Raw genomic sequence first — 26,701 nt, 5'->3', positions numbered from 1 at the left:
CTTTAAGGCATGGCAAAGCTGCCGGCCAATGAACCCATGATCAGGCTCCAGCCGTCGACCAGCACAAACAACATCAATTTGAAGGGCATTGAAATCATCATGGGCGACAACATCATCATGCCCATGGACATCAAGACGCTGGCCACGATCAGGTCGATGACCACAAAGGGGATGTAAATCAGGAAGCCAATGGTGAAAGCGCTTTTGAGCTCAGAGGTCAAAAACGCTGGCACCAGCGTCATGAAGGGCACGTCCTGTGCACTGGCCACGCCTTTGTTTCGGGCGATTTCCATGAACATGGCGATGTCATCCTCACGGGTTTGCAAAAGCATGAAGGCCCGAATCGGCTTTTCGGCCGCGGCCAAGGCCTTGTCAAAACCCAAACCTTGGTTCATGTAGGGGAGCAGGGCGTTTTGGTAGACGTCGTTCAGCACCGGGGACATCACAAACAGCGTGAGGAACAGCGACAAACCCACGATCACCATGTTGGGGGGCGTTTGGCCCGTGCCCAAGGCTTGGCGCAGGATGGACATGACGATCACGATGCGCACAAAAGCCGTCATCATGAGCAGCAAGGAGGGCAACACCGACAAGGTGGTCATCAAGGCCAGCAACTGAAGCGTGATGCTGTACTGTGTGCCTTTGCCTGTGTTGCTGCTGGTGATGGCGGGCATGTCGGGTGCAGCCTGCGCCAGAATAGGCAACAGCCCCACCAACAGGGTGAGGATCAGACCAATGTGGAAAGTGCGCTTCATGGGGTAGGGGTTTCTGTGAGGGCGTCAATGGCGGCCGGGTCGCTGTGCAGGGCTTTGTCTGTGTCGTTGTGAGGCCACGGCGACAGCACGGTCATGTTGTGGACCGATACGCCCACCAGGATTTCTCGGTCATCGACCCGAATCAACATGATTTTCTGGCGGGTGCCCACCGACAGCGTTTCCAAGGTTTGCAGGCGTTGTGTGTGTTTGCGCAACAAGCCTTGGCCGTTTTGCAACCTGCGCAGTGTCCAAAGCAATGTCAGGAGCAAACCAATGACAAAAACGAAGCTGAACAGATATTGCAACCAGTCACCCAAAGTCCAAACCGAGGTCATGCCCGTACCGATCCGTGTCAGAGGTTGTCAAGGCGTTCGGAAGCCGGCACCACACGCGTCAGGCGGATGCCGTAGCGGTCGTTCACCAGCACCACTTCGCCTTGGGCCACCACGGTGTTGTTAACCAGCAGGTTCAAGGGTTCGCCCGCAATGCGGTCCAACTCAACCACGCTGCCTTGGGTCAAGCGCATCAGGTCACGGATTTTGATCACCGCACGGCCCACCTCAATGGACAAGGTGACAGGGATGTTTTGCAACACATCGCCATGGATCTGGCCTTTGGTGCCTGATTCTGGGATGAATTCTTCGGGGTTGTTCAGTTCGTTCATGGGCGCTCCTCAATGGGGTTCAGGCAATTAGGTTGGGGCTGATGGCATCGGTGATCTTGACGGCCACTTGGCTGCCCATCGCGCCCACTTCGACCTCGAAGACAGGCATGTCTTCGATCATGGCCCGCGCCGATTCGGGTTTTTTGAAAGGCAAGACATCGCCAGGTTGCATGGTTTGTAGATCCTGCAAGGACATGCTCAGCTTGCCCAACAAAATTTGGATTTCCAACTCGGCGTCGCGCACCGCGTCGTCCAGTTGAACGCGCCAGACCTTGTCGGACTCTTCGTTGCCGTCACCCGTCTGCACGCGGCTGCGCAGCACATCGCGCACAGGCTTGAGTGCGACATACGGGATCACCATGTCAATGAAACCAGAGCCTTGGTTGGTGGAGTCCGATTCAAATCGGCTCAGCACCACCAGGTCGTTTTCATCGGCGATTTGGGCAAACTGCGGGTTGATCTCAGAGCTGACGTGTTCAAAGTCGATCGGTGCCACAGGGGCCCAAGCTTCTTTGAAAGAGCGGAAAAAAACCTGCAAGATGATCTTGATGATGCGTGCTTCTGTCGGGGTGAACAAGCGGCCCGCGGGCAGTTGTCCAACGCCACGGCCAAAGCCGCCGAAAAAACTGTCCAGCGAACTGAAGACCACGGTGGTGTCAATCACCACCATGGCATAGCCACGCAAAGGGGCCATGCGGATGATGTTCACCGACAGGGGCGCCTTCAACTCTTTGATGTAATCACCAAAGCGAACAATTTGCGCCCGAGTGGGGTTGACCCTGGGGCTGGTGCGCAGCACTTCCAGCATGCCCAAACGGAACATGCGGATAAAGCGCTCGTTGATCATGTCCAGCGAGGCGACGTTCACCCCCAGGCTGCTGTCTTCAGCGGCCAGGTCGTGCTTGCGCACTTGGACATCCAGGTTGTAGCCCGTGTCCACTTCCATGCTGCCGTCGTTGAAGCTGGCCGACAGAGCGGCCAGTTCTTCGGGCGACAAGAGGTTTTGGGTTTCAGCCATGCTCATGGAAATCGATCAAATTCAACAAAATGTCGGGTCACTGAACCACAAAGCTGGTGAAATAGACTTCTTCGATGCCACCGAAGTCCTCGTACTTCTGCAACAAAGCGTTCATTTCTTCGCGAATTTTGGCGGCCAATTCTTTGCGAAACTCAGGTTTGGCCATGTCCGCTTCGGTCGTTTGACGCATGACATCCAGCGTCACAGAGCGCAGTGCAAATTCATGCTTTTTGGCATTTTTGAACACGCGTTCGTCGTAGTGCGTCATGATGGCCGCGTTCAGCTGGATGACTTTGCGCGTACCGGTCAAGTTGGAGACCAAGGGCTTTTCCAGCTCCATGTAGCTCTTTTCAAAACGCTCGAGTTCGGGCGATTCCTTGGCTTTCTTTTGGGGGGTGTTGTCACTGGCTGCACCTTTGGGGTCGGCGACGCTTTCTTCCATGGCTTTCATGGCTTGCTCAGCCGCCAAAGTGTCCTTTTTGTCAAAAAACCCGGTGACAAACATGGTGCCCACTGCGGTACCTACCAAAAGGAGCAGCGCCACCAAGGCGATCACGATGATCTTGATCAGGGGTGATTTTTTCTTGCCTTCAACTTCAATTTCTTCGTCAGCCATCATTGTTCCTTCAGTGTTTGCGTGTCAAACCAAGACATCCCACCCATCTTGCCCCATCTTCATTCGAGAAACCGGGGTTTGAACGGCTGAAAGGCTGGATTTTGAGTCATCCGCATTGGTTTTAGTCGATTTTGACATTTGTCCAGGTGTCGACTCTCCGCCACGTTTCTGGGTTTGACCATCGCCTACCTGCATTGAAGCAACATCCATGCCCATTTGGCTCAGGGTGTCTTTGAGTTTGGACATGCCTTCTTGCAGCAGTTCGCGGGTCATGGCTTGGGGTGCTGTGAACACCGCGTCCAGCTCACCACTGCGCATGCGCATTTCCACCTCGATGTGGCCCAAGGTGGCGGGTCGCAAAGAGAGTTTCAGGTGCCATTGGCCTTTTTCGATCTCGGACAAGATGCGCTGCCCCACGGCTTGGCCCATTTTTTCGGCCAAGTTTTGGGCATTTTCACTGCGTTGGGCATTTCCGGAGTCGGGTGCCGAGGCACTGGCGTCAGGGTTTTGTGCGTCCTGGCGTGCTGCAGCCGCCAAATCCACGCGGTGACCTGGCTGGCCAGACAAAGGCGTCGGTTGATCCGTTGCAGAGGCAGCGGTGTTGAGCGCAGCACCCTCGGCCCCTGTTTGGCTCAGGCTTTCCAGCAGTTCTGGCGTGGCGGTGTCCGTCAAATCGATTTCACTCAAAGCGATGCCGGATGCGGTGGTGGCAGGTTCTTTGGTGGGCGTCACGGCCTGCGGATTGCGCAGCATCCAGAAGGCGGCGGGGGCAGGTGAAGCCATCAAGTTGATTTGAACTTTGCTGATTTCAGAGGGGTCTTCTTGCGCTGGGCTGGCCCCGCGGGCCTTTTCTGTGGCTTGTGTCATGGTCCAAAGTGCTGCAGCAGTCAAGGCATTTGTCAGCAAGTTCAAATCAGACTTGCTGCCATTCACGCTAACGTTCATGTTGACATTTCCGTTGTTGTTTTCATTGGCGTCCCCGCTTGGGATGGCTGCTAAATGGCTGGCTTGAGCTTGGCTTGTTGAAGCGGGCGTCAGTATTTCGCCGGACAAAGCAGTTGTGTTGGCCGTTTTCGCATCACCCAACAAGGCGGTTTTGTTCAAGACCAGTGTCGACTCTGGTGAACTCGTTTGGGCGGGCGGTGTGATGACCGGTGTGCTGCCCATCAACCACTGAACAGCGGTTTCATCCAGCCCTTGTGAGCGGGCAAATGCTTCCAGGCTTTGTTCATCGGGGACGGTGGACTCCGAAGTGATGACGTTCATCGTCGGACCCAAATTCACGGCCTTGAGAAAATCCCCACCCAAAGAAGCGCCCAAATTGCCGCCAAAAGAGCCCGGAAATCCTGGCTGCAGAGCCGATGAAACGGCCACTTCTTGCCCAGCCGTCATGGCTTTGGATTCGGCGGAAGATTGCATGACCCCTGACATGATTTGTCCGAATTCGCTGTTTTCAGCGCGTGTGCTGGGGTCGTTGCTGGAGGCTGAAATGTCAACTTTGGCGCTGGAGGCTGTTTGGCTTGAGGTTTCAATCGATGTGATGGTCATGGGCGTGTTGTTTTTGGGTAAGCAATGACGGGGTCAAACACTCCTCGGTCAGCGGTCAATTCTTGCCGCTGGCCTGAGGAATACCCTGATCATGCAAGTTACGCACCAGGTTTGGGCGAGGAGCTTGGCCGATTCCTGTGGGGGGGTGTCAATCGGTGTGGCATGTACTTTGCTTAATGGTGTTGGAAAATTTACATCCTGATACCTTCTTCACCTTGCCAGCCCCGACCAGCCCATGACCACATTGACCCTGTCCGCCATCCGACAGAACTTCTCGCGCTTCGATTTGGCGGGTTTGGGCTTGCCCGTTTTGGTCTTGATGATCATGGCGATGTTGGTGGTTCCCCTGCCACCCTTGCTGCTGGACATCTTGTTCACCTTCAACATCATGATCAGCCTGGTGGTGATCATGATCGCGATTGGCACTCGCAAACCCCTCGAATTTTCGTCATTCCCTTCGGTTTTGCTGTTTGCCACCATGCTGCGCTTGGCGCTGAACGTGGCTTCGACCCGCGTGGTGCTGGTCAATGGCCATGAGGGCGCGGATGCCGCGGGCAAGGTGATCGCGGCCTTTGGCGAGTTCGTGATCGGCGGCAACTACGTCGTGGGTTTCATCATCTTTGTGATCTTGATGATCGTGAACTTCTTTGTGGTGACCAAGGGTGCAGGCCGCGTTTCCGAGGTCAATGCCCGTTTCACCTTGGATGCTATGCCTGGTAAACAAATGTCGATCGACGCCGACCTGAACGCCGGTGTGATTGACCAAGAAACCGCCAAAAAGCGCCGCGAAGAGCTGGCCCAAGAGTCTGACTTTTTCGGATCGATGGACGGTGCTTCCAAGTTCGTGAGCGGTGACGCCATGGCCGGCCTCTTGATTTTGATCATCAACATCGTGGGCGGCTTGGCGATTGGCATCGGCCAGCACAACCTGTCGGTGGGCGATGCCACCCGTTTGTATGTCTTGTTGACCATCGGTGACGGCCTGGTCGCCCAGATCCCTTCTCTGTTCCTGTCGCTGGCCACCGCCATCATCGTGACCCGGGTGACAACCTCCGAGTCCATGACCGAGCAGGCGACTGCCCAATTCTCGAATGTGCCGGCTTTGTTCATCTCGGCGGCCATTTTGACCATCATGGGTATGGTGCCCGGCATGCCACACCTGGTCTTTTTGGTGTTGGCGGGTGCCACAGCGGGTGTGGCTTTCATGATCATGCGCAAACAAATGCAGCTGGAAGAAAGCGCTGCCGCACCTGCAGCGCCCAGCAGCGACGCCCCCAAAGAGCTCGATTGGGACGATGTCGAGCAGGTCGATTTGATTGGTTTGGAAATTGGTTACGGTTTGATCCCCTTGGTCCACGTGGAGTCGGGTGGGCAATTGATGACCCGCGTGAAGGGCGTGCGCAAAAAGCTCTCGGCCGAACTGGGCTTTTTGGTGCAACCTGTGCGCATCCGCGACGCCTTGAACCTCGAGCCAGACGCCTACCACATTGTTTTGAATGGCGTGGTGCGTGGCCGCGGCGAAGTCAAGGTCGGCCGCGAATTGGCGATCAACCCGGGCAAGGTGTACGGCAAAATTGAAGGCCAAGCCACCAAAGAACCTGCTTTCGGTCTGGAAGCCGTCTGGATTCAGCCCGTGCTGCGCGACCAAGCGCGCGCTTTGGGTTACACCGTGGTGGACCCCAGCACGGCCATTGCCACCCACATGAACAAGGTGCTGCGTGACAACGCTTCCGAGTTGATGAGCCACGACGAAGCCCAAAAGCTGCTCGACAAACTGGCGGTCAAGTCGCCCAAGTTGGTCGAAGAGCTGGTGCCCGGCAAGTTGTCTTTGGGTGTGGTCACCCGCACACTGCAAAACCTGTTGCAAGAATCGGTGCCGATCCGCGACATGCGCACCGTTGTCGAGGCCTTGACCGAAGTCTGCGGCCGCACGCAAGACCCAGATCAATTGACACAGCTGGTACGTCCCAAGTTAGGCCGCATGATCGTGCAAAGTCTGACCGAAAACCGCGACACCCTGTCGGTGCTGACGCTGGACCCCCAGCTGGAGCAGTTGCTGCACAACGTGCTCCAACAAAACACCAATTCGGCCGGCATGGTGTTGGAGCCCAGTTTGGCCGAAAGCCTCTTCGCTGCTCTGCGCGAGAGTGCGCGCACGACCGAAGAGCAGGGCTTGCCTGCGGTGTTGGTGGTTTCTCCCGCCATTCGCCCCTGGATGTCCCGCGCCGTGCGCTACCGCGTGAACGACCTCACCGTTCTGTCTTACAGCGAAATTCCGGACGATCAGTCTGTCAAGGTGATCAACACCGTTCAAGCCGATCCACGCAACAACTCTTCCGCCCCCAAGGCCTGATAAATCATGGAACTCAAACGCATCATTGCCCGCGACAGCCGCTCCGCCAATGAAAAAGCCATCCAGTTGTACGGCAACGATGTCTTGATCATTTCCAGTCAGCGCGTGGACCAGCAGACCGAATTGATCGTGGCGGTGGACGTGGGCCCTGAACCCTTGGTGGAGGCGCCGCAGGCTTCTTTGCCCCCTGTCGACAGGACCGAGGAAAAAGCGTCATTCAAGGCGAACGACGAAAAGTTTGTGCCTTTTGCCGAGGTGTTTCAAAACGCCACCGCCCCTGTTGATGAGGCAAACGAAGCCGACGATGATGGCGCGATGGCCTTCGAAACCGCGCTCGAGCGCTTGCGTGCTCGCCCGGACGCACCCACGCCAGCCACCCCACTGGCCGCTCAGACCGGCATGGCCGCTGCTGAGCCGGTCGCTCTGCCAGTCCAGCATGACGTGCAAGCGGCCAAGTCGGCGCACTACGAACAGCAGCGCAGCCACGAAATTGTGGACATGCTGCGTGAAGAAATGGCCGCTTTGCGCAAGGAATTTGCGCTGTCGCGCCAAATGCAACCTTGGCAGCAAACCTTGGGTTTGTCGCCAGACATCCAAAAACTGACCCTGGCGATGCAAGAAGTGGGCATGCCCTCGGGTTTGCGTTCTTTGCTCACCGACAGCATCCAACAGCTGGAAACGCTGGACGAAGCCTGGCCTGTGGTTCAGCGCATGTTGGTGGAAGCCATGGACCGGCCTGTGGTGGCGACCCCCACCCAAGGCGTGCATGCTTTGTGCGGTCCCTCGGGGGCCGGCAAAACCTCGATGTTGGGCCGTTTGGCTTACGCGGCAGCCCAGGAACATGGTGCCGAAAAGCAGGTCATGATCAGCTACGGCGACCAGCGCCCCGGTGCTTGGTCGCAGATTCAGTTGTTGGCATCTCAAGCAGGCGCTTCTAGCTTTCGGGCTGCCGACATGGGCATGTTGCAGACGCTGCTGGACGACTTGCACGGCAAGACCGTCTGGATCGACACCCCGGGCGCTGATTTTTCAGCCCAAGCCCAACAACTTCAGTCGCAATTGACCCTGAACCTTCATGCGGTCCTGCCTGTTGATGCTACAGTGACCAGTGTGCAAAAAATTCTCCAAAACTCCGAAATTCGCTGGTCTTCATTGATGTTGACCAAAGTGGACGAAGCGGCTTATCCCTGGCCTTTGATCAAAGGTCTTTGTGAGCAGCCTCTGGGGGTATCTTGCATGGCAGAGGACGGCAAAATCAACGTGCCCGCTTTGGCTTTTGGCCCAGAGCGTCTGGTCGATTTGGCCATGATGCCTTTGCAGGCTTTCTTGCCCGAGATTCAGCACCTGAGCGGTGCCCAACCTTCTCCCAAAGCCGCCCGCAAGCCGCGAGCCAAAAAAGCGGCAGTTGCGGCCGCAGAAATTCAACCCAAGTCCCGTGCCGTCAAGCCACGGGCCACGACAATGTCGTCCGCCAAGGCCCTTCATGGATAAGAATACATTCCCCCAAGTCATTGGTGTCGCCAGCGGCAAAGGGGGCGCCGGTAAAACCACGGTGGCCATCAATTTGGCCGTCGCTTTGGCGCTCCGGGGGCATAAAGTGATGTTGTTGGATGCCGATTTGGGCATGGCCAATGCGCAAATTGCGCTGGGCGCTCATGCCCCGTTCAACATCAGCCATGTGCTCAATGGCACAAAAACCCTGCAAGAAGTGTTGGTCACTACCGCCCAAGGTGTGCGTTTGGTGCCGGGTGCTTCGGGTTTGCGCAATATTGCGGCGCTGGATGCTGCCCAAATTGCGACCATGATCCGTTCTTTTGACAGCCTCGATGAGCCGGTTGATTACCTGGTGGTGGACGTTGCTGCGGGCATTGCGCCTGCCGTTTTGGAGTTCATGGCCGCCTGCCAGCGCCGATTTGTGGTGGTGTGCGATCAACCTTCTTCGATTGCCGATGCTTACGGCTTGATCAAGGTCATGTCGACCGAGCAGTCGCTTGATGAAATTTATTTGATCCCGAATATGGTGGGCAGTGCCCACGAAGGTCGCCAGTTGTACCGGCGCCTGAACGACGTTTGTGCCCGTTTTCTGGGGATCTCGATTCGTTACCTGCATGCCATTGAGGGTGACGAGTTGGTCTTGCAAGCCCTGCGCAAATACCAGTCTGTTTTGGATTACGCCCCTGGCAGTGCTGCCTCGCGCGATTTCCGGGCTTTGGCCGAAGCGCTGGACCAGCTGCCGCCCATTCAGACGGCTTCTGGGCGCATGCAGTTTTTCATGGAGCGCATGCTCCGCGTGCCAGGGAACGGGTGACTCGCATGAGCAGCAACGTCTCTCTGTACGAAGAGGTTGGCAACCAACACGAGTCCATGATCTTGGCGCACATGCCCATGGTCAAACGGGTGGCTGTCCACCTGAAAGCGCGTTTGCCGCCTTTCATGGAATTGGATGAACTGGTTCAGGTGGGCATGGTCGGCTTGATCGAAGCCGCTCGGTCTTTTGACCCGACCAAAGGTTTTGAGTTCGAACACTTTGCCCTGAGCCGGGTGCGGGGGGCCATCCTGGATGAAGTGCGTCGTCAGTCGCATTTGCCACGTTCGGCCGTGGCCTTCAACAAAAACGAAAACGAAGCCAAACATGTGCTGGCCGCAGAGCTTGGACGTGCACCCACCCAGGCGGAGTTGGCCTTGTTCATGGGCAAAGAGATCGAGGAATTTCACAAAGAGCGCGGTCAAGCCAAACGCTTCGAGACATTCTCGATGGAAGTCGTCAACGATGAAGTGATGAGCATGCCAGGCGACAGTTCCATGCAGCCTGAGGTCATGGTGGAAGAGGCTGAATTCATGGAAGCCGTGGTGCAGGCCATTGATGAGCTGCCTGAGCGGGAGCGGCTGGTGATGTCTCTTTACTACGTGGAAGAACTCAACCTCAAGGAAATCGGGGAAGTTCTCGGGGTCAGTGAGTCCCGGGTCAGCCAAATTTTGTCTACCGTGGTCAAAAAACTGCGGCAAAATTTGCAAATTGCTTGAGTTTGACCATGTCTATCTTTGATCTTTTTTCACGCAACAAGCCCGTCGACGACATGCGTCGCGCGGAAGCTGCCTATGAAAAAGTGGCCTCCTTGAAGGGTGACTCGCATGAGGCGCGCAGTCTGCGCTTGCGCATGGGTTTGATTTGCCGGGCCCACTTGGACAAAACCTTTGTGGATGGCGCCGAGCAAACTGCGGCTTGGGAAGAGCTGGCCCGTACGGCCTTGATTCAGGGTGTGCCCATGCCTGAGGCCCCCAAACCATCCAAGTTTCAAAAAATCCGATCGGGTGACACCGAGATTTACGCTTACTTGCCCGAAGAATTTGTGAATGAGGCCTTTGCTTTGGGCTCGCGTTACCAAAGAACCGAGTTGTCAGCGCCCAAAGCCATTGAGGCCATGCAAGCCTTGGCCCATCAGATCAGCCATTACGAGTTGCGTTTGCCGGAGCCTTTTCAGGTGCTGGACTTTTTGCGCGAAGAGTTGGCCGCACAAGCTGCATTGGAAGAGGCGGCTGAATCTGATCCAACCGATGCCAACATGCCACCCGGCGCGTCTATGCCATGATTCCCATGGACGCTTTGCTCAACGCTTTGATGGCGATCGGTTTGCTGCTGGTCTTGATCCTGGTCATTTATTTGATCGACCGGGTCAATTCGATTGAATCCGAAACGCGCAAAGTGGTGACCACGCTCAATGAAAATGCGGCAAAACTGGCCACGCCTTCGATGGGCTTGAGCGCCAAGAAGCTTTGGGATGCCATGACGGGCAGATCCAACGAGGGCTTGGACCCTCAAGCCTTGGCCGATTTGCGCAGTCGCTACCCCGTGATTTTGTCCAAACACGCGGAAGCCCTGTACAAAGACGGCTTCAAAGACGGCATTCTCGGCTCGCCGCCGAGTGATCCCAAAAACACCAAAGAAATTGTCATGGCCAAAGGCCCTGTGGAGTCTTGGATTCCCACTGCCCAGGCCAACGCCTTGTACCAATGTGGCTTGAGCGCGTCTCAAACCCCCGAAGCCGAGTGGGGTCCTATTCGGGCCTCCATGGACGAAGCTGGGGAGTTCTTGTGGTCCAAAGCCCAGTTGGACGCCACCAGCCCCTTGTCCGAGTGGTTGATGCCTTCTTCTTCGTCCGACGCCACTGCGACTCCCGGCGCTTGAGCTCATCCGCTCGATGCGCATGAATCTCTGCAGAAATGCAAGACAGGCCTCAAGTTTCCCCCAGAACCGCCGATTCCTCTGTTACTGAAGTAGTAAAGGGGTTTTTCAAATGCGTGCCTATTCCAAGTTTGCTGAGAGTTACGGTTCTGTCCAAGTCACCACCGGTGTGGCCACTGCGGACAACATTCAGCTGATCCAGATGCTGTTTGATGGCTTGCTCGAGAGCCTGGCCTCTGCTACAGGTCACATTCAGAACAATGTGATCGAAGAAAAATCCAAAGCCATTGCCCGCGCTGGTCGCATCGTGGTGGGTTTGCAGGGTGCTTTGGACTTTGAGCGTGGCGGCGAGTTGGCGCAAAACCTCAACGAGCTGTATGGCTACATCACACGCCGACTGTTCCATGTCAACGCTTACAACGATTTGGCAGCGCTGGAAGAGGTCAAGACCTTGATCCAAGACATTTCGCAAGCTTGGCAGACATTGCCCACTTTGTTGGCCGACACCGGTCGCAAGACTTACTACGCCAACTGAAAAAAATAGTCCCTGTAAGAGGGTAAGGCCGATTGGTCTGCCCGACAGGGATCGAACCTGTGACCCACAGCTTAGAAGGCTGTTGCTCTATCCAACTGAGCTACGGGCAGAAGTTGCAAGATTCGCAGAAACACAAAAGGCCCTCACGGGCCTTTGTTGTTTGTGTGTCTGTCACCAGACTTTGGTAATTTCTTGAAGGTCAAACAACAGGAAATGGTCGGAGCGGCGGGATTCGAACTCGCGACCCTCTGCTCCCAAAGCAGATGCGCTACCAGGCTGCGCTACGCTCCGACTGACGTTATTCTAACCTTCAAAAACCTCATTCTTGGCCTTGCGGTCAAAAAAGTCAGCTGCCACGCGTGATGGGCATGCCCAAATCGCCGGGCAATGCCAGTTGCTTGGCCAGTTCCAACTTGGCCAGCGAGTTGCGGTGCACCTCGTCAGGACCGTCGGCCAAGCGCAGCGTGCGCTGGTGGGCGTAGGCATAGGCCAGCGGGAAGTCTTGCGACACACCGCCACCGCCGTGGGCCTGAATGGCCCAGTCGATGATCTGGCAGGCCATGTTGGGGGCCACGATCTTGATCATGGCGATCTCGGCCTTGGCCACCTTGTTGCCCACAGTGTCCATCATGTATGCGGCTTTGAGGGTCAACAAACGGGCTTGCTCAATCATGCAGCGCGACTCGGCAATGCGCTCTTGCCACACGGTCTGGCGTGCCACTTCGCGGCCAAAAGCCACGCGTTCGTTCAGGCGTTTGCACATCAACTCCAGGGCGCGTTCGGCGATGCCGATGGTGCGCATGCAGTGGTGGATACGACCAGGGCCCAAGCGGCCTTGTGCGATTTCAAAGCCGCGGCCTTCGCCGAGCAAGATGTTGTCGGCTGGCACACGAACATCTTTGAGCAACACTTCCATGTGGCCGTGTGGCGCGTCGTCGTAACCAAAGACCGACAGGGCACGCACCACGGTGATACCGGGGGTGTTGGCGGGCACCACGATCATGGATTGTTGTTCGTGACGACCCGCTTCAGGGTTGGTCTTGCCCATGACGATGTACACCGCACAGCGTGGGTCACCCGCGCCGGAAGACCACCATTTACGGCCGTTGATCACGTAATGGTCGCCGTCGCGGCGGATTTCGCATTCGATGTTGGTGGCGTCAGACGAAGCCACATCGGGTTCTGTCATCAAGAAGGCCGAGCGGATTTCACCGCGCAACAGGGGCTCCAGCCATTCGTCCTTCAGGCTTTCGCTGGCGTAACGCTCCAAGGTTTCCATGTTGCCGGTGTCCGGTGCCGAGCAGTTGAAAATTTCGGCGGCAAAAGGAACACGACCCATAATTTCGCACAAAGGCGCGTATTCCAGGTTGGACAGGCCTTGGGGCGCACGCGTGGACTTTGGCAAAAAGAGGTTCCACAGGCCTGCGGCCAAGGCTTTGGGCTTGAGCTCTTCGACAATTTTGGTGGGGACCCAAGCATTGCCTTTGGCGCGGTTTTCGGCGATCTCAGCAAAAAAGCGGGCCTCGTTGGGGTAAATGTGCTCTTCCATGAAAGCCAGCAAGCGCGCTTGCATGTCTTTGACCTTGGGGGTGTATTCAAAATCCATGGTCTATCTCCTAGGGGTTGGGGTTGTGTGTGAAAGAAATCAGGCTTGGCAAGCAAAACGCCAAGCCAACTCGGCCATCGGCCTTGCACCTGCACCCGAGCTTTTGGCTTGGTCGCTCGATGCTGTGCCGTCTTCGACGCGTTTGGCAATGCCTTGCAAAATGGCCGCAATGCGGAACATGTTGTAGGCGAGGTAAAAGTTCCAGTCTTTGGCCAAGGCCTCGGGCGTGGTGAATCCAGTGCGCTCGCAATAGCGGCGAATATATTCGGCTTCAGAGGGGATGCCCAGGGCCGCGAAATCCAGTCCGCCAATGCCCCGGAACGTGCCCGGTGTGATGTGCCAAGCCATGCAGTGGTAACTGAAGTCCGCCAAGGGGTGACCCAGGGTGGACAGCTCCCAGTCCAGCACCGCCAGCACACGGGCTTCGGTGGGGTGGAACATCAGGTTGTCCAGCCGGTAGTCACCGTGCACAACGCCGACCAAGGACTCGTCTTTGGCGCTGTCCGGGATGTTCTTCGGAAGCCACTCGATCAGTTGGTCCATCTCGGGGATGGGCTGCGTGATGGACGCGGCGTACTGCTTGCTCCAGCGGCCGATTTGGCGCTCGATGTAGTTGCCCGGCTTGCCGTAGCTCGACAAACCTTGCTTGGCCACATCCACTTTGTGCAGGGCTGCCAGCACGCGGTTCATTTCGTCGTAAATCGCGCCACGCTCAGTGGGTGTCATGCCTGGCAAAGACTGGTCCCACAGCACGCGCCCTGGCACGAAGTCCATGACGTAAAACGCCCGGCCAATGACCGATTCATCGTCACACAGCACATGCATTTGGGCCACAGGCACATCAGTGCCGTGCAGGCCTTGCATGACGGCAAACTCACGCTCGATGGCATGGGCTGAGGGCAGCAACTTGGCTACCGGCCCCGGCTTGGCCCGCATCACGTATTGACGCGACGGGGTGATGAGTTTGTAAGTCGGGTTGGACTGGCCGCCCTTGAACATTTCCACGCTCAAGGGACCTGCAAAGCCGGGCAGCTGCGCAGTTAGCCAGCGCTCTAGGGCCGAAATGTCGAAGGCGTGAGAACCCGTGACAGGCCGGGTCCCCACGAAATGATCAAAAGCACTCATGGGGTGACCCGTTCAAAGACTGTTGCCGCTGCACGCAGCGGTGATGGTGAAAATTCAGTGGGTGTCAGTGGTCCGCGTTCACGATCAGCATCAGGGCATCGCGGTCGAGCACCACCAAACCACCCGGCTCGATGCGGATGATGTGCTCGCGCTCCATTTGCTTGAGCTCCTGGTTGACCCGTTGACGTGAAGCGCCCAGCAATTGGGCGAGTTCTTCTTGGGCCAGTTGCAAGCTGATGCGAACAGCTTTCGCGTCCGACAAGCTCGGCACACCGTAGCTGCGCAACAAGTGGTTGAGCTGTTTGGCCAGTCGTGCACGCAAGGGCAGGGTGTTGAGGTCTTCCACCAAACCGTAAAGTTGGCGAATGCGGCGAGACTGCAGCCGCAGCATGGCTTCGTAAAACTCGACGTGCTGCGACAAAATTTTCTTGAAGTCGGCCTTGGCCACGTTCAAGGTGGTGGTATCGCCGTGTGCATAGCAGTCGTGCGTGCGGCGATCCCCGTCGAAGATCGACACATCGCCAAACCAGATGCCTGGCTCCACATAGGTCAAGGTGATCTGTTTGCCCGACACCGAGGTCGAGCTCACGCGCACCGCGCCCTTGGCACAGGCGATCCACTGCTCGGGTGGATCGCCGCGTGCTGCGAGCATGTCGCCGTCTTTGTGGCGTTTGACGTAAGCGCATCGAAGTATGTCGTGACGAAGTGAAGGTGAAAGGCTAGAGAACCAGCGACCCGCATTGATCGCTTCTCTTTCCTCCATTGTCAGAATCGGTTCGTCCATGTTCTGTCCTTTGAGTGACTGGTGATCGGAAATTTGTCGCCTGGGGGACCAGTCGCTTCATTCGTACTCGGGTTTTTGCTTGTTCAAGAATGCAGAAATGCCAATGCCTGCGTTGGTGTGGTGCAGGTTTTTGACAAAGTGGTCACGCTCGCGTGCCAACTGACCGTTCAAACTGCTGCCGTCGGCATCGGACAACAAATCTTTGATGCTGGCCAGTGCATTGGGTGCGCGCGCGTTGATTTGCTCGCACAGTTGCAGTGCTTGCTGAAGGGACTGACCCGCTTCGGTCAATCGATTGACCACGCCCAGCTGATGCAAGCGCTCGGCACCGATGCGTTCACCGCACATGAGCAGTTCGCTGGCCAATTGGCGAGGCACGGCGCGCGACAGGCTCCAGCTGCCACCGCCATCGGGCGACAGGGCAATGCTGCTGTAAGCCATCACAAAAACGCTGTTGCGCGCAGCAACAATCATGTCGCAAGCCAGCGCCAGTGAAAAACCAGCACCCGCTGCTGGGCCTTCCACGGCTGCGATCACGGGCTTGGGGAATGTGCGAATGGCTTCGATCCAGTTGTGCAGGCCTTCAATGCTTTGCGCTTGGTGTTCGGTCGGCAGCTGGCGGTTGTTCAGCAGGCGCTGTAAATTGCCGCCCGCGCTGAAGATGCCATTGGCTCCGGTGATCACCACGCTGCGCACGTCTGGGCTGGACTCGGCCACACTCAAGGCTTCGACGCCTGCGGCATACATCTCCGGCCCGAGGGCATTGCGGAACTCGGGGTTGCTGAGGGTCAGGACCAGGGTCTGGCCTTCGCTGGTGCTGAGCAATTGGGCCGTCATGTTTAGCCTTCGGTGTGCATGAGCGACAGGCCAATGGCACCCCGGCGGCGTAACCAAGGGCTGGGACGATAACGGGGGTCACCATAAACCGTTTGAAGGTTAAATAACACTTCCAAAATGCTGTCGGGACCCAAGCGGTTGCCCATGGCCAAGGGTCCCATGGGGTAAGCCAAGCCCAAGGTGACGGCGGTTTCCAGGTCTTGCGGGCTGCAGATGCGCTGCTGGCAAATGTCAGAGGCGATGTTGACGATTGTTGCGACCACGCGTTGCGTGACAAAGCCGCCACTGTCGCGAATGACCGAGACGGCTTTGCCGTCGCGTGCAAACAAAGCGTGTGCTGCGTCGCGCATGTCTTCGCGTGTCGCAGGGTTGGTGGCCAGCACGCGCCGTTTCGTGGCGCCGTCGTCGAACAGCATATCGATGCCTACGGTGCGGGCAGGGTCCAGGCGCTCGACCACAGCCACGGTGGTGATGTCAAAGCCCAGCGGTGCGACGATGGTGAGTGCCTCGGGGGAGGGCGATGCGCCTGTTTCGACTTTGGCCCCCAGGTTTTTCAGAATTTGCAAGAGTTCCATTCGCCGGGCAGCTCTGGGCGATACCCAGACGGGCGGGATGTTTTCGACCACAGGAACGGGCGGCTCGGGGGGCACTTGCGCAGCGCCTTCCACGTATTTGTAGAAGCCTTCGCCGACTTTTTTACCGACCACGCCACCGGCCAGACGCTGCGCGGTGATCACGTTGGGGCGGTAGCGCGGCTCTTCATAGTACTGGTGGTAGATCGCCTCGATGACGTGGTGAGACACATCCAGCGCCGTCAAGTCAAACAGCTCAAAGGGGCCGAGCTTGAAGCCCACTTGGTCACGCAAGATGCGGTCGATGGTGGCGAAATCGGCCACCCCTTCGCTCACGATGCGCAAAGCTTCGGTGCCGTAACCGCGCCCAGCGTGGTTGACGATGAAGCCCGGCGTGTCTTGCGCTTGCACAGGTGTGTGGCCCATTTGTCGGGCAAATTCAGTCAGGCGCACGCAGACAGCCGGGTCGGTTTTGAGACCGGCAATCACCTCTACCACCTTCATGAGCGGCACGGGGTTAAAGAAGTGGTAGCCCGCAAACTGGGCAGGGCGCTGTAGGGCAGCGGCAATGGCGGTGACCGACAGCGAAGAGGTGTTGGTGACCAGCACGGCCGTGGGGGCCAGCACTTTCTCCAGATCGGTGAACAGGCTTTTCTTGATCTCGATTTTTTCGACAATGGCTTCGACCACCAATTCGCACTCGGCCAAGTCTTGCAGGCTGCTGGCACCTTTCAGTTGGCTTTTGTAGCTTGCGACAGCTTCAGGGCTGAGGCGTCCTTTTTCTTGCAACTTGTCCCATTGCTGGAACACCGCGTCTCGGGCTTTGGCGATGGCTTCGGCCTGGGTGTCGTAAAGCCAGACTTGGCTGCCAGCTTGGGCGGCGATTTGGGCGATGCCTCGGCCCATGGCCCCTGCGCCAATGATGGCGACTTTGGAAAATGCGAGCGTCATTTTTGGATGAAAAAAATGGAGTGGAAAGAAACGGCGCTTTGGCCTCAGCGGCGAACCTGCAAGGCGCCGGGGTTCACGATGTTGGTCGGTGTGCCCTTGATGTAATTGACCACGTTGTCAAATGCAGCGCCGAAATACAGTTCGTAATTGTCTTTTTCGACATACCCAATGTGCGGCGTGCAAATGCAGTTTTCCAAGCGCAGCAGGGCCGAGCCTTGGAGGATGGGTTCTGACTCAAACACATCGACCGCAGCCAAGCCGGGACGGCCTCGGTTCAGGCCGCCAATCAAAGCGTTGGGTTCGATCAATTCGGCGCGGGAAGTGTTCACGAACAAGGACGTGGGCTTCATCCGGCCCAAGTCCTCGCTGGTCACGATGCCTTGAGTGGCTTCGTTAAAGCGCAGGTGAACCGACAGCACATCGGCTTCTTCAAAGAAAGCCGCACGACTGGCCGCTGCTCGGTAGCCGTTTTGAATGGCTTTGTTGCGAGACTCGTCGCTGCCCCAGACCATCACGTCCATGCCAAAGGCTTTGCCGTAACCGGCAACCAACTGGCCGATTTTTCCGTAGCCCCAAATGCCCAGTGTTCGGCCTTTGAGGACCGTGCCCAGCCCAAAATTGGTGGGCATGGAGCCCGCTTTGAGCCCCGATTGTTGCCAAGCACCGTGCTTGAGGTTTCCTATGTACTGGGGCAAACGCCGTGCGGCAGCCATGATCAAGGCCCAGGTCAGCTCAGCGGGAGCGACGGGCGAACCCACACCTTCGGCCACCGCGACACCCCGTTCGGTGCAGGCGGCCAAGTCGACGTGCCCTCCCAATCGACCCGTTTGGGCAATCAATTTCAAGCGGGGCAGTTTCTCGATCACAGCCCGGGGTAAATGGGTGCGTTCGCGGATCAGCACGATGATGTCGGCATCTTTGAGGCGAACTGTCAATTGCCCCATGCCTTTGACCGTGTTGGTGTAAACCTTGGCCGAGAAATTTTCGAGTTTGGCGGCGCAGTCGAGTTTGCGGACCACATCTTGGTAGTCGTCAAGAATCACAATGTTCATCCCTCCATTGTGCCTTGACGAAGCGGCCCTATTTGGCCGCTGGGGGTGCTTTTCAGGTCAAACGCGAGCCTGTGAGGCCTCGATGGCCGCCAAGCGGTCCAATTCGGCGCACACATCGGCCATTCGTCCGGAAATGACCATGCGTCCTGCACCTTTGACCCGCTGGTCGCTTTCTGTGACGCGCAACACCCGCAAGGCCGGAGTGACAGGCGCTGCGTGCACCCGGTGCGGCTGGGCGCTAGGTTTTAAGCCTTGAGGCATGCAGGCAGGGCGGCGTGTTGCCCAGACTGGACGCAGTGCGGCATTGGCTCGCGAGGGCTTGGGCACGACCGAGGCAGGGCGGGTCAAGTTGGAGAGGCCTTGAAACAGACCCGAAATAGCAAGCAGAGCGATTCCCATGTGAAACCTTTCAAAAGCATGGAGGTTGGACACAGGCAGGATTGCTGAATGAGCCTGTTGCACCAGGGCCGGCGGAACCATTCCGCCTGCGCCCGCCACCTGGTGCATCAAGCAGAGGGTTTACATGAGCAGCGTGTTGCGGATCAGGCCCACGGCCAAACCTTCGATGTCAAAAGGTTCTTCGGGGTTGACCACGATGGTCGGGTAATCGGGGTTTTCGGGCAAAAGCTCAATGCCCGTGGCGGTCTTGCGCAAGCGTTTGACGGTGACGTCATCGCCCAAGCGGGCCACCACGATTTGGCCATTGCGGACATCTTTGGTGGATTTGACGGCCAACAGGTCACCGTCCATGATGCCTGCATCGCGCATGGACATACCGCGAACGCGCAACAGGTAGTCAGGCTGCTCGGTGAACAAGCTGCTTTCGATTTGGTAAGTCCGGTCGACGTGCTCTTGCGCCAAAATGGGCGAGCCGGCAGCCACTCGGCCCACGAGTGGCAAACTCAGCTGGCCCAAACCGGGCAATGTGAGGCTGAAAAGGTCGGACGGTGCGCGAAAGCTGCTGCGGTTGCTGCCCTTGAGGCGAATGCCGCGGGAGGTGCCGCTGACCAATTCAATGGCGCCTTTGCGGGCCAAGGCCTTGAGGTGTTCTTCTGCCGCGTTGGCCGATTTGAAGCCCAGCACGCTGGCGATTTCGGCACGCGTGGGTGGTGCGCCGGTGTTAGCAATGGTGTTCTGGATGAGTTCCAGAATTTCTTGCTGCCGGGCGGTGAGTTTGGGGCTGTCGGTCATGGCGGTCTCCTTGTGAGGACTGGATAAACTGTTTTTCTATCCAGTGACTGTATTTTTAACCAGTTTTTAGGGTTGTGCAAGTGGTGGCGTCAAAAAAAATTCAAAAAGTGGTGGTTTTGGGCACAGGTGGCACCATCGCGGGCACGGGCAGCAGTGTCAGTGACCACACCGGCTACACCGCGGGGCAACTGAGCGTCCAACACCTTTTGGACGCTGTGCCGGGTCTTCAGGACAGCTTGCAGGGCCATGATCTGGTCTGCGAACAGCTTGCACAACTCGACAGCAAAGACATGGACCACGCCACTTGGCAGGTGCTGGCGCAGCGTTGCACTCATTGGCTTGAGCAAGCTGATGTGGTTGGCATCGTCATCACGCATGGCACCGACACGCTCGAAGAAACCGCATGGTTTTTGCAACAAGTTGTGGACACCCACAAACCCGTGGTGTTGACCTGCGCCATGCGCCCGGCCACGGCTTTGGCCCCTGATGGGCCGCAAAACCTGCTGGATGCATTGACCTTGGTGTGTGACCCCCAAGCGCAAGCGGTCATGGTGGTTTGCGCCGGTCGCATCCACAGTGCGCGCGATGTGCAAAAGGTCCACCCTTACCGGCTTGACGCATTCAGCTCCGGTGAGGCCGGTCCGCTGGGTTTCATGGAGCAAGGCCGTGTGCGCTGGTGTGCTTCAAACGCCAGGCCAATGGGGCATGCCTTGCATGCCCAAGCCCGCCTTGCCTTGGTGGTGCCCGCTGCCGATTGGCCTTGGGTGGCGGTGCTGCATAGCCATGCAGGCGCAGACGCCCGCCAAGTCAAGGCACTGGTTGCTGCAGGTGTCAAAGGGTTGGTTGTGGCGGGTACGGGCAATGGCACTGTGCACCATGCGTTTTTGACCTCATTGGGTCAAGCTCAGGCGCAAGGTGTGGCCTTGCGTCTGGTTTCGCGCTGCACAGAGGGGCAAATCGTGGGCCAAACCGAGTTGCAGCCCTCAACGCTGGGTTTGAACGCCTTCAAGGCACGGGTCAGTTTGATGTTGGATTTGCTCGAATAAAGCGCAAAACCCAGGCGTCTTCAAGCCAAGCCCAGAAACCACAAAGCCCCGCACTGCGGGGCTTTGTGGTTCGGCAAACCGAAAAAAATCAGCCCGCCAGCGCCGCAAAAGCCCGAGTAGTGATGTCTTCCACGCTACCTGTACCGCTGATGGCACGGTATTGGGGGGCCGCAGCGGCGTCTGTTTTGGCCCAGCCCGAGTAATAGTCGACCAAGGGTCGGGTTTGGGCGCTGTACACATCCAGGCGCTTTTTGACCGTTTCTTCCTGGTCGTCGGCACGTTGCACCAAGGGTTCACCGGTCACGTCGTCCATGCCAGCCACTTTGGGTGGGTTGAACTTGACGTGGTAGGTGCGGCCCGATGCGGGATGCGAGCGGCGGCCGCTCATGCGGTCGATGATGGCGTCAAAGGGCACATCAATTTCGAGCACGTAATCGAGCTTGACGCCAGCCGCCTTCATGGCATCAGCTTGGGGAATGGTGCGGGGAAAGCCATCAAACAGAAAGCCATTGGCGCAGTCCGCTTGGGCGATGCGTTCTTTGACCAAGTTGATGATCAGGTCATCGCTGACCAGCCCACCCGATTCCATGACGGCTTTCGCTTCCAGGCCCAGGGGGGTGCCCGCTTTGACTGCAGCACGCAGCATGTCGCCGGTGGAGATTTGAGGGATGTTGTATTTCTGGCAAATGAAGGTCGCTTGTGTGCCTTTGCCGGCGCCGGGTGCGCCCAACAGAATCAGTCTCATGGGGAAGGTCCTTATTGTTTGAAGTCGGTTCGGTCGGCCAGACCCGAAGCCCAACCATTTGTTTTTGAGAATATCACGCCAGCCTCAAAGCTGGCTTACGGTGTAAACCCGCGCATTCAGCCCAAAAGTTGGCGCACGCGGGCCAGATCTTCGGGCGTGTCCACGCCGGGACCGGGAGCCTCGGCGGTCACATGCACCGCAATTCGGTGCCCGTGCCACAGGGCGCGAAGTTGCTCGAGCGACTCCATGGTTTCAATGGGTGCAGGAGGCAATTGAGGGAACAGCGCCAAAAAACCGGCTCGGTAGGCGTAAATGCCAATGTGCCGCAGGGGGGCGGGGTTGGGCAAGGTGTTGAAGCCCTCTGCTGTTTGGCCGTCTCGCCACCAGGGAATGGGCGCGCGGCTGAAATACAAGGCCATTTGGCGTGCATCCATAACCACTTTGACCACGTTGGGGTTGGTGAACTCCTCCACCGAGCCGATGGCATGGGCGGCCGTGCTCATGCTGGCTTCGGGCCGCTCGGTCAGCACACGCGCCACATCGTTGATCAGGCCGGGATGCATCAGAGGTTCATCCCCTTGCACATTGACCACCACGGCATCGCTGGGCAACCCTAAGAGTTGGCAAGCTTCGGCCAAGCGGTCGCTGCCGCTGATGTGGTCTTGTCGGGTCAACAGGACTCGAACACCGTGCGCCTGGCAAGCTTGCACGATGCGTTCATCGTCTGCAGCCACCACCACTTGCGCAGCCTGGGACAACAAAGCGCGTTGGGCGACGCGCACCACCATGGGCAGTCCGCCGATGTCGGCCAAGGGTTTGTCTGGCAAGCGGCTGGAAGCCATGCGCGCCGGAATCACCACGGTGAAGCCGGGTTGCTTCAAGGATGCGTTCATGGATGGTGCCTCAAAGCGCTGGACGCAGGGCGGCAAGTTGGTCGATTTCTTCGTCGCTCAGGGTGCGGGCTTCGTTTTCCAGCAAGATCGGAATGCCGTTGCGCACCGGGTAGGCCAAGCGGGCACTGCGCGAGAGCAGTTCTTGCCGCTCACGGTCGAAGTTGAGCGGTCCTTTGGTCACTGGGCAAACCAGCAGTTCAAGCAATTTGGTGTCCATGGGCCAATGATAACGGTCTGACAGCTCGGGGCGAGACCGATTCAGTGAGGGGTTTGGCGCTTCAAAAGTTCGTCGATGCGCGTGTCCAGCATGTCCCAAAAACCACTGACCGGCGTGACCACCAGCGGCACGGCCAATGCCCCGGGCTCGTGCGCCCAGAGTTTGGCCGCGTCTTTTTCGGTGCAAATCCAGGTTTTCTCGGGCTGCGCGGGCCAGTCTTGGTAGTCGTGGTGGTCGGGCAGGGCGGTCGTGCTCGCCAGCGGCAGGCCCGATTGACGCAGCATCTCGAAAAAGGCCTCGGGCCTGGCCAGGCCTGCCACCGCGTGCAGGGGCGGTGCATTGTCCGTGGTCAGGCTTTGAAGCGGGATGCGCCGGCCATCAGCGGTCAGCGCATGGTCGGCCAGTTGGCGCGGGGCGTGGTAAGCCCCCGCAGACAGCGCGGCGACTTCAGGACCGGAGTGCAGCACCGCGTCGACGGGTCGGGGCCACGTCTCGCGCAGGGGCCCGGCGGGCAACAACCAGCCATTGCCAATGCCGCGCTCGTCCAACACGCAAATCTCGATGTCCCGCGCCAAGGCCAAGTGTTGCAAGCCATCGTCACACAGCAATATCTGCACTTCTGGGTGTGCTTGCAGCAAGCCCATCGCGGCATCGGCCCGAGCCCGACCCACCCAAACGGGAACGCCCGTGGCTTGGTGAATCAGCAGCGGCTCGTCACCCACGTCAAGTGGTTTGCTTTTTGAGGTCACGGCGCGGGTGTCGCGGGTCTGGCGGCCATGCCCGCGTGAGATCACCCCGACTTTGAATCCCCGCGCCAGCAGGTGTTTGGCCAAGGCCATGGTGACGGGGGTTTTGCCTGCGCCACCCGCCACCACATTGCCCACTACGATGACCAAAGCGGGGACGCGCTGGGTTTTGAAAAAACCCATGGCAAAGCCCAAGCGACGAAGTGCGATCAAGCCCCCATAAATCGCGGCCACAGGCCGTAAGGCCCAAGCCACCGGCCCCCGCCGCAGCCAGACGCGGGGCAGATGTTGGTGGAGGAATCCGGTCAGGCCCATGAGGATCTGAGCCAATCAGGAGCCCGGTGCTTCGGCGGACTGGGCCGCAAAGCTGATTTTGGACAAGCCGCTGCGGCGAGCCGCTTCCATGGCATGCACCACGCTTTGGTGGGTGGCAGAAGCGTCTGCGCTGATGACCAGCATGGCATCGGGGTGAGCCAAGGGCGTCAGCACGGCCACCAAAGCGCCCATCGAGCGGCTGCCCAAGGGGGACTTGTTGACGGCGTATTGCCCTTGCGCTGTGATGCTCAGCACGATTTGACGCGGTTTTGGACGGGAAGCCGTGGCATCGGCCACCGGCAAGTTCAGCTGGATCTCGGTCAGGCGCGACCAGGTGGTGGTCAGCATCAGAAAGATCAGCACCACCAACAGCACATCGATGAAGGGAACCAGGTTGATATCGGGTTCGGGGGATGCAGATCGGGGTTTGAAGTTCACGGCCAACCTTTTCAAGCGCGCGCACGGCTCAGATGCCGGGCAAAAGTCTCGGCCGCCACTTCCATGTCCAGCACATGGCGATCCACCACGGCGCGAAAGTAGCGCCAAAACATCAGGCTGGGGATGGCCACGATCAGGCCAAAAGCCGTGTTGTACAGGGCCACCGAAATGCCATGCGCTAACAAAGCCGGTTGGTTGTTGGCCGCGGTGTGCGCCCCAAAAATCTCGATCATGCCCACCACGGTGCCCAGCAAACCCAACAAAGGGGCGGCAGAGGCAATCGTGGCCAAAGCTGGCAAAAAGCGATCCAGCCGCTGGGCCGCCAAACGGCCCGCCATTTGCATGTGGGCTTGGATGTCTTCACCTGTGGCATCCCGGTTGTCTTGAACGCAACGCAACCCACTGGCCAACACAGGCCCCATGGCACCGGCCTTGTTCAGGGTGTGAACCATTTCGGAAACAGGCACACCACGCTGCAGTGCTTCCATGGTTTGCGCCAAGATGTGGGGGGGCATGACTTTAGCGGTTTGCAGCTGAATCCAGCGCTCCAAGATCAAGGCCAAAGCCAAAACCGAGCACAGAATCAAGGGCCAAATGGGCCAACCAGCGGCTTGTATGATGGACAGCAAGAACAGACCTTCCAGTTTTTCGCGGATGAATGAGGGCTGATTATCAATGAACGACTCAATTGCTCGAAAAGCTTCTCATGCGTGCCCAAGGGCTGGCCAAATCTGTGGATAACTTTGTGAAGAACTTTGCGATTTTGGCCACTTGGCAAACTCCGGTATGAAAAAAATCCCTTGAATTTGAACGGTAATTTTTAAAATAGTCAATAAAATCAATGACTTGCAAAGATGTTCTAATGTTTCTTGTGCCTCCTGCTCTCAAAGGCCTCTGTGACGCCACTTGTGGAGTACTTTCCTTGATATCGCTTGGCTTGGCCACCCAAAACCCCCTTGCAAGCCCCATAAAACCGACATGACATGCCTGTGAATGACGATTTAAAGCCCCGCGCTTGGACGGTGTCTGCGCTTTGCCGTGCCATGGCGGACACCTTGGATGCGCAATTCAACCCGGTGACCGTTCGTGGTGAGGTAACTGGCTTTTCACGCGCAGCCAGCGGGCATTGCTATTTCTCCATCAAGGACGACACGGGTCAGATCCGCTGCGCCATGTTTCGCCGGGCCGCCAGTTTGATGGACTTTGCCCCGCGCGACGGCGAACTGGTCGAGGTGCGTGGCCGTCTGGGCGTGTACGAGGCCCGGGGCGATCTGCAGTTGATTGTCGAATCCATGGAACGGGCCGGGCAGGGTGCTTTGTTTGAGCAGTTTCTACGCCTCAAAGCCAAGCTGGAAGCCGAGGGCCTGTTCGACCCCGCTCATAAACGCGATTTGCCCGTGCAGCCCCGCGCCATTGGCGTGGTGACTTCGCTGGGCGCGGCCGCATGGCACGACGTGATGACCGCCTTGCAGCGGCGCGTGCCGCACATCCCGGTGTTGATGGCACCGGCCTTGGTCCAGGGTGCAGGGGCTGCGGCCACGCTGGTGCAGGCTTTGCAAAACATGTTTGCCCTCACAGCTGAAGACAACCCCCTCAGCCCGCCCGTGGACGTGATCTTGCTGGTACGCGGTGGCGGCTCGATGGAAGACCTGTGGTCGTTCAACGATGAAAACCTGGCCCGGGTGATCGCCCAAAGCCCGGTGCCGCTCATTTGCGGTGTGGGCCATGAGACCGACTTCACCATCGCCGACTTCGTGGCCGATGTGCGCGCCCCGACGCCGACGGCTGCGGCCGAGATGGCCGCGACCGACCGGGGTGTGGGTTTGGAGGCTTTGTCCGTTTTGGAACATCGGCTGAGTCGTGGTCTGCTGCGCCAGCAAGACCGGCAGGCCCAGCGCTTGGACAGCGTGGCTGCCCGGTTGGGTGTGGGTCTTGTCCGTCAGCAAGACCGGCAATCCCAGCGCCTGAGCGCCATCTCCACCCGTTTGAGCCGTCCGCAAGCTGTGCTGGGTGAGCACCGGCAGTGGCTGGACCAACTGTCGCACCGTTTGCAAGCGGGAGCGCAAACCCAGTTGACGGCCAGTGGCCACCAGCAGGCACGTCTGAATGATCGTTTGGGTTTCAGCCGGGCTCAGCAGGTTCAGCAGCGTGCCCAACGATTGGAGCGTGCCGCTTTGCGCTTGTCGTCGGTGGACCCGCACCGGGTGCTGGAGCGCGGTTATGCCTGGCTGAGCGACGACAAGGGCCAGGCCCTGACCCATGCCGGCCAGTTTGAGCCCGGTCAGAGCGTGCAGGCCACTTTGTCGGATGGCGTGGTGCCATTGACGGTGTCTCGGTAATGCAGTGATCCAGGGGAAGCCGAGGAGAGTTGGGGCCAGGGCTCCTCATGAGGGAGTACCCAAAATCGTCGCCCTGGCCCCAACCCTCCTCGGCTTTGTGTACTTCTGGTCATTCAAAGCAGTGACCTGCAGCACCCAAGGGCGATCACGCTGCCCCTAAAATGCACCCGTT

At 58.2% G+C, this 26,701-nt stretch carries 29 protein-coding genes and 2 tRNA genes; 9 read left to right on the top strand and 22 right to left on the bottom strand.

The window, feature by feature from the left end; translation table 11 throughout:
* Positions 1-2: 2 nt before the first annotated feature.
* From fliP to B9Z40_RS10585, 6 genes are read right to left on the bottom strand one after another with little or no spacing between them, the layout of a single operon-like run.
* Positions 3-755, bottom strand: coding sequence for a flagellar type III secretion system pore protein FliP (gene fliP, locus B9Z40_RS10610; RefSeq protein WP_100173316.1), 753 nt, complete (start codon positions 753-755; stop codon positions 3-5).
* Positions 752-1,090, bottom strand: coding sequence for a flagellar biosynthetic protein FliO (gene fliO, locus B9Z40_RS10605; protein WP_100173315.1), 339 nt, complete (start codon positions 1,088-1,090; stop codon positions 752-754). Before fliO ends, fliP begins: the two co-directional genes overlap by 4 nt.
* Positions 1,091-1,107: 17 nt before the next feature.
* Positions 1,108-1,419 carry a flagellar motor switch protein FliN gene (gene fliN / locus B9Z40_RS10600; RefSeq protein ID WP_100173314.1) on the bottom strand — a complete coding sequence of 104 codons (312 nt, stop codon included), beginning with the start codon at positions 1,417-1,419 and terminating at the stop codon, positions 1,108-1,110.
* Positions 1,420-1,438: 19 nt separating this feature from the next.
* Entirely contained in the window at positions 1,439-2,437 is a 999-nt protein-coding gene (gene fliM, locus B9Z40_RS10595; protein ID WP_233204876.1) for a flagellar motor switch protein FliM, read from the bottom strand.
* Positions 2,438-2,474: 37 nt separating this feature from the next.
* Positions 2,475-3,053: a flagellar basal body-associated protein FliL gene (fliL, locus tag B9Z40_RS10590; RefSeq protein WP_100173453.1), complete on the bottom strand. Its 579-nt coding sequence runs from the start codon at positions 3,051-3,053 to the stop codon at positions 2,475-2,477.
* Between the two features lie 24 nt (positions 3,054-3,077).
* Positions 3,078-4,601: a flagellar hook-length control protein FliK gene (locus B9Z40_RS10585; RefSeq protein WP_100173312.1), complete on the bottom strand. Its 1,524-nt coding sequence runs from the start codon at positions 4,599-4,601 to the stop codon at positions 3,078-3,080.
* A 235-nt stretch (positions 4,602-4,836) separates the two neighbouring features.
* Between B9Z40_RS10585 and flhA the strand changes: the two genes are divergently transcribed.
* The 7 genes from flhA to fliS all read left to right on the top strand — a co-directional run bounded on the left by flhA (position 4,837) and on the right by fliS (position 11,672).
* On the top strand, positions 4,837-6,954 hold the full coding sequence (gene flhA / locus B9Z40_RS10580; RefSeq protein WP_100173311.1) for a flagellar biosynthesis protein FlhA: 2,118 nt from the start codon (positions 4,837-4,839) through the stop codon (positions 6,952-6,954).
* Positions 6,955-6,960: 6 nt separating this feature from the next.
* Complete coding sequence (locus B9Z40_RS10575) at positions 6,961-8,445, top strand: hypothetical protein (RefSeq protein ID WP_100173310.1); 1,485 nt, start codon at positions 6,961-6,963, stop codon at positions 8,443-8,445.
* Complete coding sequence (locus tag B9Z40_RS10570; RefSeq protein ID WP_100173309.1) at positions 8,438-9,262, top strand: MinD/ParA family protein; 825 nt, start codon at positions 8,438-8,440, stop codon at positions 9,260-9,262. The genes B9Z40_RS10575 and B9Z40_RS10570 overlap by 8 nt, the downstream gene beginning before the upstream one ends.
* 5 nt (positions 9,263-9,267) lie before the next feature.
* Positions 9,268-9,978, top strand: coding sequence for an RNA polymerase sigma factor FliA (gene fliA, locus B9Z40_RS10565; protein WP_233204875.1), 711 nt, complete (start codon positions 9,268-9,270; stop codon positions 9,976-9,978).
* 8 nt (positions 9,979-9,986) lie between these two features.
* The gene (locus B9Z40_RS10560; RefSeq protein WP_233204874.1) at positions 9,987-10,544 is read left to right on the top strand and encodes a hypothetical protein; all 558 of its coding nucleotides are present in this window, start codon (positions 9,987-9,989) and stop codon (positions 10,542-10,544) included.
* 5 nt (positions 10,545-10,549) lie between these two features.
* Entirely contained in the window at positions 10,550-11,140 is a 591-nt protein-coding gene (locus B9Z40_RS10555) for a hypothetical protein (RefSeq protein WP_100173307.1), read from the top strand.
* Between the two features lie 109 nt (positions 11,141-11,249).
* Positions 11,250-11,672, top strand: a complete 423-nt coding sequence (gene fliS, locus B9Z40_RS10550; protein WP_100173306.1) for a flagellar export chaperone FliS — start codon at positions 11,250-11,252, stop codon at positions 11,670-11,672.
* A gap of 33 nt (positions 11,673-11,705) precedes the next feature.
* Here fliS and B9Z40_RS10545 read toward each other — a convergent pair.
* The 10 genes from B9Z40_RS10545 to lexA all read right to left on the bottom strand — a co-directional run bounded on the left by B9Z40_RS10545 (position 11,706) and on the right by lexA (position 19,790).
* Positions 11,706-11,782: transfer RNA gene (locus B9Z40_RS10545), tRNA-Arg, on the bottom strand.
* A 104-nt stretch (positions 11,783-11,886) separates the two neighbouring features.
* Positions 11,887-11,963 (bottom strand) — tRNA-Pro (locus B9Z40_RS10540).
* Between the two features lie 55 nt (positions 11,964-12,018).
* Complete coding sequence (locus B9Z40_RS10535) at positions 12,019-13,278, bottom strand: acyl-CoA dehydrogenase family protein (protein WP_100173305.1); 1,260 nt, start codon at positions 13,276-13,278, stop codon at positions 12,019-12,021.
* A gap of 39 nt (positions 13,279-13,317) precedes the next feature.
* A complete protein-coding gene (locus B9Z40_RS10530) occupies positions 13,318-14,403 on the bottom strand; it encodes a phosphotransferase (RefSeq protein ID WP_100173304.1) in 1,086 nt (361 codons plus the stop codon).
* A 64-nt stretch (positions 14,404-14,467) separates the two neighbouring features.
* A complete protein-coding gene (locus B9Z40_RS10525) occupies positions 14,468-15,187 on the bottom strand; it encodes a Crp/Fnr family transcriptional regulator (RefSeq protein ID WP_100173303.1) in 720 nt (239 codons plus the stop codon).
* 57 nt (positions 15,188-15,244) lie between these two features.
* A complete protein-coding gene (locus B9Z40_RS10520) occupies positions 15,245-16,024 on the bottom strand; it encodes an oxepin-CoA hydrolase, alternative type (RefSeq protein WP_100173302.1) in 780 nt (259 codons plus the stop codon).
* 2 nt (positions 16,025-16,026) lie between these two features.
* A complete protein-coding gene (locus B9Z40_RS10515; protein WP_100173301.1) occupies positions 16,027-17,547 on the bottom strand; it encodes a 3-hydroxyacyl-CoA dehydrogenase in 1,521 nt (506 codons plus the stop codon).
* Between the two features lie 44 nt (positions 17,548-17,591).
* The gene (locus tag B9Z40_RS10510) at positions 17,592-18,599 is read right to left on the bottom strand and encodes a D-2-hydroxyacid dehydrogenase family protein (protein ID WP_100173300.1); all 1,008 of its coding nucleotides are present in this window, start codon (positions 18,597-18,599) and stop codon (positions 17,592-17,594) included.
* A gap of 57 nt (positions 18,600-18,656) precedes the next feature.
* Complete coding sequence (locus B9Z40_RS10505) at positions 18,657-18,998, bottom strand: hypothetical protein (RefSeq protein ID WP_100173451.1); 342 nt, start codon at positions 18,996-18,998, stop codon at positions 18,657-18,659.
* Between the two features lie 120 nt (positions 18,999-19,118).
* Positions 19,119-19,790, bottom strand: coding sequence for a transcriptional repressor LexA (gene lexA / locus B9Z40_RS10500; RefSeq protein ID WP_100173299.1), 672 nt, complete (start codon positions 19,788-19,790; stop codon positions 19,119-19,121).
* 74 nt (positions 19,791-19,864) lie between these two features.
* On the opposite strand from lexA, the gene B9Z40_RS10495 reads away from it, so the two are divergent.
* On the top strand, positions 19,865-20,836 hold the full coding sequence (locus B9Z40_RS10495; protein WP_100173298.1) for an asparaginase: 972 nt from the start codon (positions 19,865-19,867) through the stop codon (positions 20,834-20,836).
* An 88-nt stretch (positions 20,837-20,924) separates the two neighbouring features.
* Here the strand turns inward: B9Z40_RS10495 and adk are convergent, their stop codons facing one another.
* The 6 genes from adk to B9Z40_RS10465 form a co-directional block, all read right to left on the bottom strand.
* Positions 20,925-21,581, bottom strand: coding sequence for an adenylate kinase (gene adk, locus B9Z40_RS10490; RefSeq protein WP_100173297.1), 657 nt, complete (start codon positions 21,579-21,581; stop codon positions 20,925-20,927).
* Between the two features lie 116 nt (positions 21,582-21,697).
* Entirely contained in the window at positions 21,698-22,474 is a 777-nt protein-coding gene (kdsB, locus tag B9Z40_RS10485) for a 3-deoxy-manno-octulosonate cytidylyltransferase (protein ID WP_100173296.1), read from the bottom strand.
* A 10-nt stretch (positions 22,475-22,484) separates the two neighbouring features.
* Positions 22,485-22,691 (bottom strand): Trm112 family protein, encoded by a 207-nt coding sequence (locus tag B9Z40_RS10480; RefSeq protein WP_100173295.1) that lies wholly within the window; start codon positions 22,689-22,691, stop codon positions 22,485-22,487.
* 41 nt (positions 22,692-22,732) lie between these two features.
* A complete protein-coding gene (gene lpxK, locus B9Z40_RS10475; protein ID WP_100173450.1) occupies positions 22,733-23,752 on the bottom strand; it encodes a tetraacyldisaccharide 4'-kinase in 1,020 nt (339 codons plus the stop codon).
* A gap of 15 nt (positions 23,753-23,767) precedes the next feature.
* Entirely contained in the window at positions 23,768-24,190 is a 423-nt protein-coding gene (locus tag B9Z40_RS10470) for a biopolymer transporter ExbD (RefSeq protein WP_100173449.1), read from the bottom strand.
* 11 nt (positions 24,191-24,201) lie between these two features.
* A complete protein-coding gene (locus tag B9Z40_RS10465; RefSeq protein ID WP_100173294.1) occupies positions 24,202-24,819 on the bottom strand; it encodes a MotA/TolQ/ExbB proton channel family protein in 618 nt (205 codons plus the stop codon).
* 414 nt (positions 24,820-25,233) lie between these two features.
* Here B9Z40_RS10465 and xseA point away from each other — a divergent pair, with 414 nt between their 5' ends.
* The gene (gene xseA, locus B9Z40_RS10460) at positions 25,234-26,529 is read left to right on the top strand and encodes an exodeoxyribonuclease VII large subunit (protein WP_233204886.1); all 1,296 of its coding nucleotides are present in this window, start codon (positions 25,234-25,236) and stop codon (positions 26,527-26,529) included.
* The last annotated feature ends 172 nt before the right edge of the window (positions 26,530-26,701 follow it).

This window comes from Limnohabitans sp. 15K (assembly GCF_002778285.1).
GTDB lineage: Bacteria > Pseudomonadota > Gammaproteobacteria > Burkholderiales > Burkholderiaceae_C > Limnohabitans_A.
This window is presented reverse-complemented; position numbering and strand designations above follow the sequence as displayed.